This window comes from Pseudotamlana agarivorans (genome assembly GCF_018860245.1).
Classification (GTDB): Bacteria; Bacteroidota; Bacteroidia; order Flavobacteriales; family Flavobacteriaceae; genus Pseudotamlana; species Pseudotamlana agarivorans_A.
In genome coordinates this window covers 92,122-108,876 of sequence record NZ_JAHKPD010000020.1, presented here as the reverse complement: position 1 = coordinate 108,876, position 16,755 = coordinate 92,122, and the positions used below count along the sequence as shown (strand labels likewise).

The 16,755-nt window shown below is 35.8% G+C and carries 10 protein-coding genes; 3 read left to right on the top strand and 7 right to left on the bottom strand.

Features of this window, described 5'->3' with window-relative positions; genetic code table 11:
* The first annotated feature begins 175 nt into the window (after positions 1-175).
* The 3 genes from KO493_RS14075 to KO493_RS14065 all read left to right on the top strand — a co-directional run bounded on the left by KO493_RS14075 (position 176) and on the right by KO493_RS14065 (position 5,954).
* Complete coding sequence (locus tag KO493_RS14075; RefSeq protein WP_216068618.1) at positions 176-2,572, top strand: sulfatase-like hydrolase/transferase; 2,397 nt, start codon at positions 176-178, stop codon at positions 2,570-2,572.
* A gap of 88 nt (positions 2,573-2,660) precedes the next feature.
* Positions 2,661-3,413, top strand: coding sequence for an endonuclease/exonuclease/phosphatase family protein (locus KO493_RS14070; RefSeq protein WP_216068617.1), 753 nt, complete (start codon positions 2,661-2,663; stop codon positions 3,411-3,413).
* Positions 3,414-3,725: 312 nt separating this feature from the next.
* Entirely contained in the window at positions 3,726-5,954 is a 2,229-nt protein-coding gene (locus KO493_RS14065; protein WP_216068616.1) for a fibronectin type III domain-containing protein, read from the top strand.
* 248 nt (positions 5,955-6,202) lie between these two features.
* Here the strand turns inward: KO493_RS14065 and KO493_RS14060 are convergent, their stop codons facing one another.
* From KO493_RS14060 to KO493_RS14030, 7 genes are all read right to left on the bottom strand, one after another.
* Positions 6,203-6,517, bottom strand: a complete 315-nt coding sequence (locus KO493_RS14060; RefSeq protein ID WP_216068615.1) for a hypothetical protein — start codon at positions 6,515-6,517, stop codon at positions 6,203-6,205.
* Positions 6,518-6,530: 13 nt separating this feature from the next.
* Complete coding sequence (locus KO493_RS14055; protein ID WP_216068614.1) at positions 6,531-7,379, bottom strand: N-acetylglucosamine kinase; 849 nt, start codon at positions 7,377-7,379, stop codon at positions 6,531-6,533.
* A gap of 3 nt (positions 7,380-7,382) precedes the next feature.
* Positions 7,383-9,422, bottom strand: coding sequence for a beta-N-acetylhexosaminidase (locus KO493_RS14050; RefSeq protein ID WP_216068613.1), 2,040 nt, complete (start codon positions 9,420-9,422; stop codon positions 7,383-7,385).
* A gap of 18 nt (positions 9,423-9,440) precedes the next feature.
* Positions 9,441-9,866 (bottom strand): hypothetical protein, encoded by a 426-nt coding sequence (locus KO493_RS14045; RefSeq protein WP_216068612.1) that lies wholly within the window; start codon positions 9,864-9,866, stop codon positions 9,441-9,443.
* 6 nt (positions 9,867-9,872) lie between these two features.
* Positions 9,873-11,750, bottom strand: coding sequence for a glucosamine-6-phosphate deaminase (nagB, locus tag KO493_RS14040; RefSeq protein WP_252723241.1), 1,878 nt, complete (start codon positions 11,748-11,750; stop codon positions 9,873-9,875).
* Positions 11,751-11,903: 153 nt separating this feature from the next.
* The gene (locus KO493_RS14035) at positions 11,904-13,496 is read right to left on the bottom strand and encodes a RagB/SusD family nutrient uptake outer membrane protein (RefSeq protein WP_216068610.1); all 1,593 of its coding nucleotides are present in this window, start codon (positions 13,494-13,496) and stop codon (positions 11,904-11,906) included.
* Positions 13,497-13,502: 6 nt separating this feature from the next.
* The gene (locus KO493_RS14030) at positions 13,503-16,595 is read right to left on the bottom strand and encodes a SusC/RagA family TonB-linked outer membrane protein (protein ID WP_216068609.1); all 3,093 of its coding nucleotides are present in this window, start codon (positions 16,593-16,595) and stop codon (positions 13,503-13,505) included.
* Positions 16,596-16,755 lie beyond the last annotated feature (160 nt).

Sequence of the window (16,755 nt, the reverse complement as noted above, 5' to 3'; positions counted from 1 at the left end):
CTCTAAAACACCCATGGAAATTTTAACTCAGAACTCTGCCTAGTTTTTTCTTTCTAAAAAGCCTTCAAAAAAAAAAGGTTTTTTGGAAAGAAAAAACTAAATTGTACCAAACCAAAATATTAACACTTGTTGCGTTAGCACCTTGAATCCACCTTATATAAAGAAATATAAAGACATGAAAAAAATAACTTATTTAATAGGACTGTTTATTCTGATTTTGACTTCTTGTCAAACCAATCAAAATAACTCAAATGAACACAAGGATAATGAGAATGCAATTCCTTATCCATTGGAAGAGTGGAAAGGAGTGCAGGGAAAAACTTTAGCGGATTCTAAACCCGATTTTATAGGGCAGAGAAAGGCTGATAAAGATGCTCCCAATGTTGTTATTATTATGCTGGATGATGCTGGATACAGCAGTGCAACTTCATTTGGTGGTGTAATGAAAACCCCAACATTTGACAAAATTGGAGATGAGGGCATACGCTACACTCATATGTCTGTAGCTGCCGTTTGTTCTCCTACTCGTGGCTCCATACTTACTGGGTATAACATTCATGAGATTGGCACAGGTATCATATCAGAGTTTGCATCAGGCTATCCTGGCTATAATTCGCAAATGGACTACTCAACCCCATCCATTGCCAAAATATTAACAGATAATGGGTATGCCACTGCAGCATTTGGTAAATGGCACAATACACCCATGGAAGAGGCGTCGCCTGCGGGACCGTTTGAAAGCTGGCCAACTGGGTTATGGGGTTTTGAATATTTCTGGGGTTTTCTTGGAGGAGAAACGAGTCAGTTTCATCCCTTGCTTTATGAAGGAACAACAGCCATAGAAACACCTGAGACTAATGCTGATGGTTCTACATTTCACTTGTCACACGGAATGGCTGATCAGGCTATTAAATGGTTAGATAATTGGAAAGGTTTGCGTGATGATGATCCGTTTTTTATGTATTACACGCCGGGTGCTGTACACGGACCTATACAGGTACCAGAAGAATGGCGTGATAAATACAAAGGTCAGTTTGATGATGGATGGCACGTATACAGACAACAACAACTTGCACGTCAAAAGAAAATGGGCTTAGTACCTAAAGATGCAGAAATGGTGGATTGGCCGGAAAATATTCCAGAATGGGATTCTTTCGATGAAAAAGGAAAGGAATATTTAGCCCGCCAAATGGAAGTGAATGCAGCTTTTTTGGAGCATGTTGATTATCATACCGGACGTGTGGTCGACCATATAGAAGCGTTAGGAGAACTGGATAATACACTGATTATTTATTTAACAGCAGATAACGGTGCAACAGCCGAAGGAACGCCGACAGGTACATTCTCTGAATTGCTTATGCAAAATGGATTCCCTCCATTAACAATGGAGCAACAATTAGAAAAATTAGAAGAATATGGTGGTTTAGAAGCTTGGGGTGGACCAGATATGATCAATCATTTTTCAGTTGCTTGGTCATATGCCTCTTCTACCCCTTTTCAATGGACCAAACAAATGGCTTCACATTTTGGAGGTACCATGTCCGCTACGGCTATACGTTATCCTAAAATGATAGAAGCGAGAGGAGAATGGCGTACACAGTTCCAAAACGCTACGGATATAGTACCAACTATTTTGGAAGTCACAGGTGTTCCAGCTCCAGATTATGTAAATGGTCAGGCTAGAAAAGAATATCCAGGAAAATCAATGACATATGCCTGGAACAATGCTGATGCTAAAACGAACCACCCTACTCAGTACTTTGAGATGACTGGCTTTGTAGGCTTGTATCATGAAGGTTGGAGCCTATGTGGAAAACCCTACCGTGTGCCTTGGTCTTTGGACCCAACTGCTATGGCCAATTTCGATCCTTTGAATACGGAATGGGAGTTGTACAACATTGATGAAGATCCAATCCAATCAAAAAATATTGCTGACCAACATCCGGAAAAGGTAAAAGAGTTAGAAGAGCTGTTTTGGAAAGAAGCAGAAAAGTACAACGTCTATCCTGTTGGTGGAGCCATGGGTCGAGCCTTGCAACCAGAATCAAATCCACAAAAAGATGCTAAAAAACACTGGGAATTAACTACTAATATATATCGTGTACCTGAGATGGCGGGCCCTGAAATTAAATCGAATAATTATGAAATAAATGCCTACATAACAGCTGATGAAACTACAGAAGGTGTGATTTATGCCTTAGGCGAACACATGGGTGGTCAAGTCTTATTCATTAAAGATGGTATGCTACGGTATAGTTACTCTACATTAGGTTTGTACTGGCATGATTTTGATGGAAATGTAAAAATTCCACAAGGCGATGTGAAGATTACCTTGAAACATACCATGAAGGAGGCAGTATTGAATGGCCCTTCACAAGTTGAGCTGTTTATTAATGATAAAAAAGTGGGAGAATTAGACTTAACAGCAACCGTTTATGGGGCGTATAGTGCCCACGAGACTTTTGATATTGGCAGGGATGAAGGAATGCCTGTAAATGCGGAATATAAGGACAAAGGCAAATTCATGTTTACCGAAGGACAATTACATAAGGTGGTATTTGATATAGAATAACTGGCTACAACAACACCTATACGCAATGCCCTTCTGGGCACTGCGTATAGCCTAAACCGTTGGCGTGCATTAAAAAACTGAACTCAAATTGAAAATTATAACTTGGAATTGTAATGGAGCATTAAGAAAAAAGTTTGAGAATTTAACGGACTTTAATGCTGACTTACATATAATTCAAGAGTGTGAAAATCCAGCGGAAACCAAACACAATGAATATAATGAATGGGCGGAAAATTATTTATGGATTGGAGACACCAAAAATAAAGGAATTGGAATTTTTGCAAAGAAAAATATAGAACTAAAAAGACTGAATTGGTCGGACAATTATAAAGACCATAAAGTAAAACACTTTTTACCTTGTTCTGTAAATGGAGATTTTGACTTATTAGCAGTTTGGAATCACAGCAACAAATCACCGACTTTTGGATATATTGGACAATTATGGAAATATCTTCAAGTCAACAAACAGAATTTAAATAAGAGTTTAATAATTGGAGATTTTAATAGTAACAAGATTTGGGACAAATGGGACAGATGGTGGAATCACTCTGACGTTGTGGCTGAACTGAACGAAATTGGAATTGAAAGTTTATATCATAAATATTGGAAAGAAGAACAAGGAACTGAAACTCAACCGACTTTTTTCCTGCATAGAAAATTAGAAAAGCCATATCATATCGATTATGTTTTTGGAAGTAAAGAATTTATAAACGGACTAAAAAAAATGGAATTTGGAAAAATTAGTGATTGGTTAAAAGTAAGTGACCATTTACCAATTATTTGCGAATTTGAAACTGAAAAAAATAACGACACGCCAACACCGTATAAAATTAATGGCTAGTTCTAGCCTACTTACGAAAATCCTTTCGGATTTTCTATCTGGTTTTTATTTGCTAAATTAGGAGCTTAAACACGCCACTAATCTTATACAATCACGTTGGGCACAATTAAAACGAACGAACCAGAATTCAATAACTTAACGCAACAAATCAAAACTTTAGATTTGTTGTATGGACACAAAAAAATATAAGCGATTAACCCTCAATGAAAGAGTCATTATTCAGACACTTTTGGAGGAGAATAAAGTTGAGTAAAAATTTATTTGTATTTTTATTTAACTACATAGATTATTTATTAAACATAAAACCATATTATGAAAAAACAATTACTCATATTAGTAACTTTATTTTGTATCCAAATAGGATATTCTCAAACAACCTATACGGTTACCTCTACTTCAAAAGATGGGCCTGGTTCAATTAATGAAGCTATCGATCTCGCTAACAGTAATGCAGGTGCCGACATCATTGAATTTACACCTGGATTACAAATAGACGCAACTCATCTTTTCTATATACCGGGGGGGCTAGCCGATTATATGTTAAACATTACGGAATCCGTTACAATAGACGGGAAAGGGGGTGCCTTAATTGGTTCGCAAAGATGGATAAATCCTAGTGGTGAATGGAATTCTCTAAACAATTGTCCTAGTCGTGCTACTGGAGAAAGTATTCTTGCGTCGATGCCCAATTTTATGCAGGTTGGGACTATTAATGTCGATAACACGGCTATTACTGTAACCGTTAAAAATTTATCTATAGAACAATTTAATTCTATCGCTAAGGTAAGAGAAAATGCCGTTTTAGAATTTGAAAATTTTAATGCCGATAAAATATGGTCAACTCTTAATTGTAATTCTAGAGGTCTGTTAAGTGCAGATGCTGGTGCCTCAATTTCTATTAAAAACTCACAATTTATTAATACCGTAAACTGGGGAGTTCCAGCTACTACTTCTGAAATTAGTAGTTCTAATGCAGGTGATTTAACGATAGAAAACACACTGTTTTATAATAATAATGGAGGAAACCAATTTGCCATCAGTTGGGATGGTCAACCAAACTCAAAAGTAAATATTGTAAGTTCTAGATTTATGCTATCCGGTGGTATGTTTATATCAGGAAGCGTAAGTGTTAGTAATTTTGTGAACTCAATATGGGTAAATGAAGATGATTCAAATCCAAAGTCTGGTGACCGAATTATCAATAGCGCGAGTGGAGACATGAATATTACGGCATCCTCATTGATGTGGAATAATAATTTCTGTGATGGTGAATGCCAGTCTCAACTTTCAGAATCGCTCATTGAGCGTAGAGGAGCTGGTAAAATAAATTTTAAGGAGTCGGCTATCGGTTTAAATAATACAAGTGGCTTAGCTACGCTTCTGAATACACTAGGTAATACAGGTACTGGTGCTGGATTTACTGCCGATACAGAAACCTGGATACAACCAACTACTAATCAAGATGTGGCTGCACTAAGAGCCATTACATTTCAACCTGTTCTGCGTTCAAATGGAACTGCTTTCAATAGCCCTGTTGTTCCTTCTACTCTTTATTTTGATGCAGAAATGGTGACACCGGCCTTTCCAGGTGAGTTGATAGATATAATCCCTGCGACATCTGTTTTAACAAATCCTATAAATAGTACTCCTATTACTTTGGATGTATTTGGTAATGCTAGAAATGATGCCAACGGTTTGCGCGATATTGGTGCTTTTCAGTTAGGTCTAGCTCCAGCGTTAAGTCTTGGAACAATTACAGATGGATCTGTAGGGTTAAGTTGGACTGAACCTCTTCATCATGCTGGGATTGCTATTCTTAATTATCGGATAACATATAGTGAAGTAGGAGGTTTCGGTGATTTTGTAGATGTTCCTTCAACTGATTTGACTACAACAATTACTGGCCTGACCAATGGAGTTGAATATGAATTTTCGGTACAGGCAAATTATGGTGCTATAACCCCAGGGAATCTTGGACCACAGAGTAATACTGTGTCGGCTACACCATATGGTACCATGACCGCTCCTGCAGTAACCGCTACACCGGGTAATACGGAGGTAACCCTTTCCTGGAATGCACCAGATTTAGGTGGTCGTACTTTTCAACTATTAAACATTTTATGGTTTGAACAGGGAGGAGATTTTGTAGATGTGCATACTATTTATGATATTAATGAGACCACTTATACGGTAACCGGACTTACCAATGGTACCACCTATGATTTTAAAATATCAGCAAAAGCCTCGGAAAAAGTTGGTCCTACCGGTACTGCAAGTGCCACACCAGATACTGGGCTAGGGATTGATGATTTAGACTTATTAAATGGTAAGTTATCATATTATCCCAATCCAGTTAATGACTACCTTCATATCAATTTAGAGGAACAGTTTCAGGCTAGGTTATATTCAATTAATGGCGTTTTGTTAATAGATGCCAAAAGCGAAAAAACTATAGATATTTCTAACTTTACTAGTGGAACTTATATATTGCAAATTCAAGTAGAGGATAAAACATATTCTGGTAAAATTTTGAAAAAATAATTGAACGAACTTTAAATTCAATAATGTTAGTTTTCAATTTAACAAGTCGAGTAGGTAAATGGGGATCTCACCCCTAAACCTCTCACAGAACCGTATGTGAACCTCTCGATTCATACTGTAAGCTTCCCTATTTTAGAACTATCTAATAATCCAAACAAACATTTTTTTACGTTTTAAAATAGATTGGTTTTTCTCTATCATATATACTAAAATCAATCTATTTTCGGTTTAAACCATTGGTTAAATATTTATTCTAATTTATAAACCTGATTTAAAACTTCAATTGCTTGATTATGAATACGTTTTCCTGTAGTGCTATTTTTACTATTTACGAAAATTTCAAAATAGATATCCCTTCTATTTGATTGTAATAAACGAACTTCTAAATATCCTGAAGGAAAATATACTTTTAAACCATGAGAGTCGTCCTGTAAAAACAATTCAAATTCGCCACTCACCCAGTTTAGGAACTTGTTGTACATATCCATGCTTGGTAGTACACCAATTTTTGATGCTTCTAAATCCTTTTTAACTTCTCTAATTTCCTTCTTGGATCTCATCATAATTGCCGACATATTAATTCCTTTCCATATGATTTTTAATAATATTATCTATCGGACTTTTAACAAAAATACCAGCTTCAATACCTCTTGCCTTAAGTGCCTTTTTAATATAATCTTGTGCGAAAAAAGCAATAGAACCTACAAAATGAATAGGTACATTTTTTAATGTTTCCCTATGACGTAACACATGATTTTCTACAAAAACATTCATTCCCTTTTCTATTAAGTTTTTAGCGAAAGGGTGTTCCTCATGTTTAAACAAAAATGGTGCAAAAGACGCCAAATACTTATTTGGTCTCGCCGATTTATACAAACCTTTAATCACCGATTTTTCCTTTAAATTAAAAGCCTTAGAAAATGCTGCTTTTAATTCTGTTGGCATGGTATCATAATAATAGGCTTTTAGAAGCGCTTTACCAAAGTAATTACCACTCCCCTCATCCATAAGTAAATACCCCATAGATGGTGCTTTCATTTGAATATTTTTACCATCAAAATAACAACAGTTAGATCCCGTTCCCAAAATACAAACCACAGCTGGCTCTTTTGTTGTAGCCATAACGGCAGCCATTGTATCTTCGCTAGAATACACTAAGGCATTAGTAAAATAATCACCTAAAACCGCATTTACTTTTTTCTGATTTCTCTTAGTTCCACAACCCGCTCCAAAAAATTTCACATCGGTAACCGTATCTTTAATTTTACTTAAACCGGTGCTACTCGAAATAATTTTATCAAATTGTTTTTTAGATAAAATGGCAGGATTTAAACCCTTAGTTTTTATTCTAATAGGTTCTTTATTATCTGCTGTACATAAAATCCAATCGCACTTTGTAGAACCGCTATCTGCTATTAAAACCATAATCTATTTAATTGAATAATTTGATTCACAATACGATGATAAGTCATTTAAAGCATCTACAATCACCAATTCTACATCGGCAACTGGTTCTCTTAATAAAATCATAGTATTCTGAATGGTTTGAAGACTTTCTTTTGAGATTTTTTTCGTTTGAAGGGCTTTCGATAACAATTCTGAAACCAAAGCTAAATTCTTAAATAACGGCTGTAATGGTCTGATTTTCGGATTCTTTTCAAGCTGACTAAAAGTTTTATAATCATTTGACCAAGTAGTTAAAAATCCTATTACACCTAGATTGTCTCCTCCTTTTACAATTTCAGAAACAGCCTCATTGAATTTCAATGCATCTGAAGCATCAGTCACACATGCATCTGCGAACAAATTGAAAGATGAATAGGTTTTATATTCTATGCCGTCAACATTTCTAGCGTAAATTTTTAAAGGTTCACAAAGGTTAGACAGGTTTAATAACGAAGCAATATCTTGATTGTTAGACATACTTCTTAAAATAACCGCTCTATTTTTAATATGTGTCAGCCCCAACTCTTCTAATTGAAAAGACACAACTTTTAAACGTTTTCTCATGTTTTCAATATTATTAATTTCCTTAGGAGACCAAAAACGTTCTGCAATAGCAGCTGTTCTGGGCCATATTCTAGAATCTATAGTTAAAGGTGTTACTAACTCACACCACATTGTGGCTTCGCCCCCCAGAATTCTTTCACGCTCGGCTTTTGTTAACTTGACATCACCAATTGGTTCAACAGTGTAATGATCGACCACAGACTGCATTCTGTCGATATAAAATCCGTTTGATAAAACTGTTTGATAGCCTTGTTTAGCGGCTTCAATTAAAGTCCCTCCTTTGGCTAAACCTTCATTTTCACCACGCCAAGAATGGATTACAGCCGTTGTAGGCATATCGGGCGTCATAATTTCATCCCAACCCATTAATTTTTTACCTTGTTTATTCAGTATTTTTTCAAGTTTCACATTAAAATAAGTTTGTAAATCATGATTCGTTTTTAGACCATGTTTTTTCTTAAACTTCTGAATACTTTTATTTTCATCCCAATGTTTTCCTTCATTCTCATCGCCACCAATATGAAAATATTCATCGGGAAATAAAGGTGTTATTTCAGCAAATAAATTTTCAAGAAAAGTATACGTGATATCAAGGGTTGGATTTAATGTGGGATCGAAAACCCCCGAAAAACGTTCGATAGCATAATCGTAATCATCTTTGCTCCCTAACTCAGGGTAAGCTGTTAAAAACGCTGAAGCATGGCCAGGAACATCAATTTCTGGTATAACGCGAATACCCAACCTATCCGCGTAAGCGACCACATCCTTAATTTGTTCATGCGTGTAAAAAAGACCGTCGGAAGCTAATGCTGTTAACTTCGGATACGTTTTCGACTCAATTCTTATGCCTTGATCATCGGTTAAATGCCAGTGAAATACATTCATTTTCATAGAAGCCATAGCGTCTAGGTTTCGTTTCAAAACAGCTATGGGCTGAAAATGCCTAGACACATCAATCATTAAACCTCTCCAAACAAATCGTGGTTCGTCTGAAATAGTAACCCCAGGAATGAAGTATTCTTTTGTATTATGATCTACTAATTGCAATAAAGTAGCCAAAGCTCTAGTCGCTCCAATATCTGTTTTAGCTGAAATTTTTATTGTAGAATCATTAACCGTTAAGGTATATGATTCGTTATTTTTTATATCAAGTTTAGAGACCTCATCAAATTGAATGTGAATGCCTCCTTTTTTATTTTCTATTGGAAAACCTTCATTTAAAAATACGCCAGTTCTGTCTGTTAAACGTCTCAAAAAATGTGTGGACGCATGATATACACGCTCCGATTTTTTTGAATTTATAGAAATAGTAAGGCTACTATCGATAACAAACTTGCCATTATGGGCTTGAACCTTCTTTGGCCAAGGCATTAAATTATATTTAGCAGACAAACTTTCTTGAGCAAACCCAAAAACGGCTGTTAAGTTTATGATGATTAAAAGTATAAGTTTTTTCATTTGGTTAGTTTTTAAGACTTACTTCATCTTGATGTACTTTTCTGTAATAATTCTACTAATCCCCGCTTCTTTAATGAGCTCTTGCCCTGTTTGGATTAGTGTATCCCCTTTCAATTTAATTTGAAAAGAAAACTTGTGGTTTTTAATTGCTTTAGCCGACGTGTAACTTAGCACCTCTTCGTACGTTTCTCCTTCTTTTGTGTAAGTTCCAGCCCCGCTATAATAATGCGCATCATTATTGATACTCTGATTGAAAAAAGCAAAATGAGAATCATTAATAATTTTAATGAATTCAACATTTCTTAAATCTTTAATTTTTGTTGTATCATTCTCAACAATTTCAGCATAGACCATTTTCCATGTTCCATTTATACAATTAGCAGTTGTTCTGTTATTACAATTAAAACTGGCTAATGCCGAAATTATCAAGATAGATTTTTTCATTCCAGTCTAAAAGTGATATCGTTTGAAGGCCTCAATCGCCGCGTATTCCGACAATCCTAAATCGTTATATTTTTTAGCTGTTAAACGGTTTCTGTCTTCAGCACGAACCCAAAATTCTCTAGAATCGCCTCCTTGAAACATCACACCGTCTTTTTGCGATTGGTGATAAAAAATAGCATGTCTTTTTCTTAAAACCTGATCTGGACTCATAGGAACAGCCATTTCTATTTGGTAAGATTCCCACTCGTGCCAAGCACCACGGTATAACCAAACCCAGCAATCATCCATATAAGGTTCCGTTTTCAGCACTTTTAAAGCTTCAAACAACGCATCTAAACATACTTTGTGTGTGCCATGCGGATCGGCTAAATCGCCAGCAGCATATATTTGATGTGGTTTTATTTCAGAAATTAAGTTGCACATGATATCAATATCATCCTGTGAAATATTATTCTTCTTTATGGTTCCTGTTTCATAAAAAGGTAGATCTAGAAAATGAACGTGATCATCATTTAAACCAAAATAACGTGTCGCTCCTAACGATTCACTACGTCTAATTAATCCTTTTAATTTTCGAACCTCGACAGAATCAATATCATTCGCCGTTTTGTTTTTAAGGAAATTGATAACGTCTTCAGTTTCCTTACAGCCCGGACATATTGATTGTGTAATTTCAGCAAATTTTAAGGCTTCCTCATCTGATACTGCAATATTACCAGAAGTTTGATAAGCTATATGAACCTCGTGACCTTGCTCCACTAGCCTATCAAAAGTACCTCCCATTGAAATCACATCATCATCTGGATGCGGACTAAAAATAATTACTCGTTTTTTGGGAATGGTCGCGCGCTCTGGTCTATTAGTATCATCGGCATTGGGTTTTCCACCAGGCCAACCTGTAATGGTATGTTGTAACTTATTAAACATTTTAATGTTTAAATCGTAAGCTGTACCTTCTTCGGTAAGCAAACTAGACATGCCGTTATTATTATAATCTTTATCTGTTAACTTTAAAAAGGGCTTTTCGGTTAATTCACTTAGCCACACTACAGCCTTCAATTTTAAAGCATCATCCCATACACAAGTGGTTACCAACCAAGGTGTTTTAACACGGGTTAATTCTGAAGCAGCTGCCTCATCAATGATAAACGTTGTGTTCTCGTGATTTTGTAAATAGGTTGCTGGTACTTCTGCTGTAATTTCACCTTCAATTGTTTCTTTAAGAATAGCGGCTTTATTTGCACCCCATCCTAGTAAAACAATACGTTTAGCTCCTAAAACAGTGCCAATTCCCATGGTTATCGCTTTTCTCGGTACATTTTCAATACCTAAAAATGCTGGAGCAGCATCAACACGTGTGATATGATCAAGGGTAATACTTCTTGTTCCAGAATTGTAATGTGAACCAGGCTCGTTAAAACCAATATGACCTGTTCTACCAATGCCTAAAAGCTGAAAATCTAAACCACCATAAGATTTTATTTTCATCTCATAATCAATACAATACTGGTATAAATCTTCAGAACTAACAAGTCCATTTGGAATGTTTATGTTTTCATCTAAAATATCAATATGATTGAATAAATGCTCATGCATAAAGTAAAAGTAACTCTGAATGTTACCTTTATCCATAGGAAAATATTCATCTAAGTTAAAGGTAACCACGTTTGCAAAACTTAAACCTTCCTCCTTATGCATTCTTACAAGCTCTTCATATACTTTAATTGGCGAAGAACCTGTTGCTAAACCTAAAACACAAGGCTTATTTTGTTTCTCTTTTTCTCGAATTAATGCTGCTATTTCATGAGCTACAAGCACAGAAGCGGCTGTAGAATCATTGAAAATAACATTATGTATTTTTTCAAATCGAGTTTCTTCAAACATACCTGCTTTGGTGTATGCTATATTTTTATGATTTGCGATTTTCACGATATACTGTTTTTCTTTTAAATACTTTTTATTAAAGCAAACGGAAAACCGAAATTCTCCGCTTGCTTACCATCAACAAACTAAACTAAACGTTTAATCAACCTAAACTTAAAAATTTGGTGCTCCGGTATCCCACCAAAGTCTTGTCCCTCCGTTATCAGGACCTTTTAATGTACTAATCGCAGCATCTACATTGTCTCCATTGGTGTTTTTCTCAACATCTACAAAATTGATTCTTCGAATTTGAATATCTGTATCGATAGCACCACCACTGTTGTTTATTACTACTGGGAAAACTCTTGGGTATCCAGTACGTCTAAACTCACTCCAAGCTTCCATGCCATCAGGGAACATGGCAATCCATTTTTGAGTAATAATTTGCTCTAATTGCTCTTCATTAGTTCCTGCATCGTTATATGAGATAGTTACATGACTTGGATATGCGTAATCATTTACTGGGTTATTCGCATCAACGAAGTCGTTTGGCGTGCTTGTAGCATCTGCTAGGTATGCATCGACACCACTTGCTCCTAGTTGTTCAAAAGAAGCACGAACACCAGCTTCATAATTAGACTTTGCATTTCCAGCACCAGCCCAACCTCTTAAGGCTGCTTCTGCTTTTAAGAAATGAACTTCTGCGGCGGTCATCCAAGTTTTATGAGAACCTTCTACAACATCGCCAATGGAAGAGTGACTACCGTATTCCGATTTTAAATCGATTTCAATTCCCATTCGAATGCCTTTATAATCACCTAAAGCAGGGTCTGAAGGTGCATTGAAAAATTTTGTAATTCTGTCATCATTGAAGCCTTTTAAAATAGATTCCATTTCGGCACTCATTAAAACGTCGCCCCAAACCGTACTAATAGTAAGTATTGGGTGTACAAAACCATTCATATCAACTTGCATATCTTCTGTAGTCATTAAGCCAACAGTACTTGATAATGCTTTTTCACCTTCTAATTTTGCTAATGTAGGATCTACTTTAGATACTCGTATTGCTAAACGCAAACGTAAAGAGTTGGCAAAAGTTCTCCATTTAGAAATATCTCCTGCAAAAGTAGATTGATCAAAAGGTACAAGCTGTGCATCGCCAAGGAAGTCTTCTAATCCGGTAATGGCTTCATCTAAATCTGCAAAAAATGCTTTATAAGCTTCTTCTTGAGAATCATACTGCCCCGTCGTATCATAGTCGTCAAATTTTGAATAACGAATTGGCCCAAAAACATCGGAGACACGTTGCATTCCTAATACCTTTATAATATTAGATACATAAACAAATTTCTTCCCGTTAGGATCTCCAGATAACTCTACCTGCTCTTTAATTTCTCTAGCATATGGCATGATTCCATTACCATCATTGGCATCGTATGCATCTCCCCAAATAAATCCATTCCAACCATTAACTAGCGCATAGGTTTGGTTATTTATATTCCCAGCAAAAGGCGTTGGTGCTGTCATATATCCTGAAAACACATCTGCATTTAAGTTCTGCTGTAATTGGTAGTTCCAAGATGGTTCTACTCGGATAACATTAGAAAACATAGGCGAAAACCTAGATCCAATATGGTTATTTTGCTGCGTTAAGCTTTCTTGAGAAATCCCATAAGGATTTGTATTAATATTTTCGAAATCTCCAGTACAGTTGGTTAGACTCATGGCCACAACTGAAGCCATTGTATATTTAAGTATATTTTTCATATTTCTTTAGAAATTTACGTTAATGTTTAAACCTACACTTCTAGTAGAAGGTTGATTATAAATGTCTACTCCTTGTAAACCCATTCCTGTACTAGCAGCAATGTTTGGATCGAATGGTGCGTCTTTATATAAAAAGAAAAGGTTGTTTCCGATTACCGAAAAGTTAATATTATCGATAAAATCACTTTCACCTAATACTAATCTATATCCTACAGATAGTTCTCTTAAACTCACATTTGTAGCATCGTAAACATATTCGCCTAACATACCATCTCTACCTCCAATGGCATTGTAGTATTCTTGGGCACTCATTTGTGAAGCTGCACCATTTTCATCTACAACATTCACCATACCACCGTTAGTGTTTCTAGTATTTGCTGTAGCTTGAGAGACACCATATTTATCATTTACAGCTTCAGTAACACTCATTACATCACCTCCAAATTTACCGTCAATTAAAAAGTTAACATTAAAAGCTCCAATTTCGAAACTGTTGTTCCATCCCAAAGTGAAATCTGGTTGCGCATGTGCCACGGTTTCAAAATCTGTAGACATTAAAGTTCCTGTAGTATTAATAACTGGTGTACCATTTTCATCTCTAATTAATGAACGTGCTTTAATACTACCAAAATCTTCACCTTCTATAAGTGCATATTCGTAACCATTAACCCCACGAGCCGTAATAATGGCTTCACCATCCTGTAATGAAGGGTGTACAGATACCACTTTGTTATTATTTTGTGCGAAGTTCACAAAAGTGTTCCACTCAAAATTATCGTTATCGATAGGCCTACCGTTTAAAACCAATTCAATACCATCACTAGAAATCTCACCTGCATTTACAATGTTTTGAGAATACCCATTAGGGTTTGGTGCTGCTTGAATAAAGAAAATCTGATTTTCAGTTTTTGTGTTATAGTATGTAAAATCAAGACCTAAACGGTTACCAAAAAAGCGCCATTCTGTACCAATTTCAAATCCTTTTTGACGTTCCGGTTGAAGTGTTTCACCTTCTATAGGAGCAAAAGGAGCAGTACCAATTCCAGTGTTTGTATTATTAATTCCATTTAAAGGAATGGTTGCATACACCGGAATATCTTTACCTACTTCGGCGTAAGATCCTCTAACTTTTGCAAATGAAATACCATCTCCCATTTCAAACATTTCCGTTAGTACACCGGTTAAACCAACTGATGGGTAGAAAAATGAATTAGAATCTGTGTTAACTAATGTTGAAGACCAGTCTGTACGACCTGTAACATCTAAGAAAAGCATGTCTTTAAATCCGAAGTTTGCCGATCCAAAAACAGACTGTACTTCTCTATTCCCAATAGATTGTCTTATGTTATTTGTATTTGCAAAGTTGGCAATATTAAAAACATTCGGGAAATTTAAACCAACCCCATCACGACCAGAATCTAAATATGTTTGATCACCAATTTGATATTTAGTTAAACTGGTTCCTAAAAGTCCAGTGAATGTAAGGTCTTCGGAAAAATCTTTATTATAGGTCGCAATAAAATCTATGTATTGTTGCGTGTTTTCTGTTTTCTCTAATACATAACGGCCGTTATCTCCGGAGTTCACAGGATCTGTTCCTGCATATTGTCTTTTATCGAAAGTGAAAAATGTTTTATCAAAACTTCCTCTAGATTGTAAAGAGAAGGCATCTGTAATTTGATATTTAACCGATACATTAGCTAAAACACGCTGTACAATATCCTCACTAGGATTACGGTTAATTAACCAATATGGATTTTGTTGAATGTTTTCATCAAAAGATGAAGCATATTGATCCATTTGGTTCAAATTGGTATTAAAGTACTCAAATGTATTTTTGTAGATATCTCTATCAATTCCAACAGGTTGTAAATATACTGCCGTTAATGGATTCGAGTACAAACCATTTGTTGGTCTGTTACTAATACGTTGGTCTGATAAATTTACACTCGCAGAAACATCAATTTTGTCCTTTAAAAATTTAGCAGTTTCACGTAAAGTTAAATTATTACGTTTTAATTCATTTCCAGGAATCACCCCTTCACCTAAAGTATTAGCATAAGAAAAGTACGTTTGAGCTTTCTGGTTTCCTGCAGTTAATGATAAGGCATTAATGGCAGTGTACCCCATGTTAAAAAACTCCTTTGGATCATTACTTAAATTATTCCCTTTAGCTCCCCAAGATTTCGCATCGGCAACACGACCGTTTTCTGCAATAGGTTGACCTACTGAAGCACTTTGGTATTCCGATTGTAATTCTGGTAAAGACATTACATTATCTACAGTAAAGCTAGAATTAAAGTTTACAGCCAATGCCCCTTCTTTACCTTTTTTAGTGGTAATTAAAATCACACCATTAGCACCTTGACTTCCATAAAGTGCCGAGGCTGAAGCCCCTTTTAAAACGGTCATACTTTCAATATCGTCTGGGTTAATTAACGACATCGCATCACCACCATCTCGGTTACCCGTTTGGCTACCAAAAATATCGGTACCTGGCTCATTTCCGTTAGAACCATTTCCACTGTTTAACATAGGAATACCATCTATTACGTACAACGGATCGTTGTTTGTAGTCGACGTATTACCCCTTAATACTACTTTTGTAGCCCCTCCTAAACCAGAAGAACTCCTAGAGATTGTAAGTCCGGCAGACTTACCAGATAAACTGTTAATTGGGTTGGTTTGTTTAACTCGCGTTAACTCGTCTCCCCCAACTTCTTGTGCCGAATAAGTAAGTGCCTTACGCTCCTTCTTAATACCTAAAGCAGTTACTACAACAGCTTTAAGCTCTTCAGCATCTTCTTCTAGTTGTGCATTAATTACGTCTGCTTGACCTACCGTAATTAGTTTAGTCGTCATACCTAAATAAGAAAAGGCTAAAACTTCACCTAAATTCACATTAAGTGTGTAGTGTCCATCAAAATCTGTTTGTGTACCATTTGTGGTACCTTGTACTGTTACATTAACTCCTGGTAACGGAATCCCATCCGCTTTAGAAGTTACTGTTCCCTTAATCTCCTTCTCTTGTCCAAACGAAAATTGAACAGCAAATAATAGAAAAGAAAACAAGAAAAGTTGTTGTAAGTTTTGTTTCATAATTTGATTGTTTTGTTTTTTTAAGTTGAGCCAAACTATCCAATATTAAATTTCTTTTAAAAAAATTTATATAAACGACACGATTTAACACACAGACAACATATTGTAAACGATTAGTGAATATTGGGTTTCAAAGTATTCGTCTTTTTATTGCTAATTA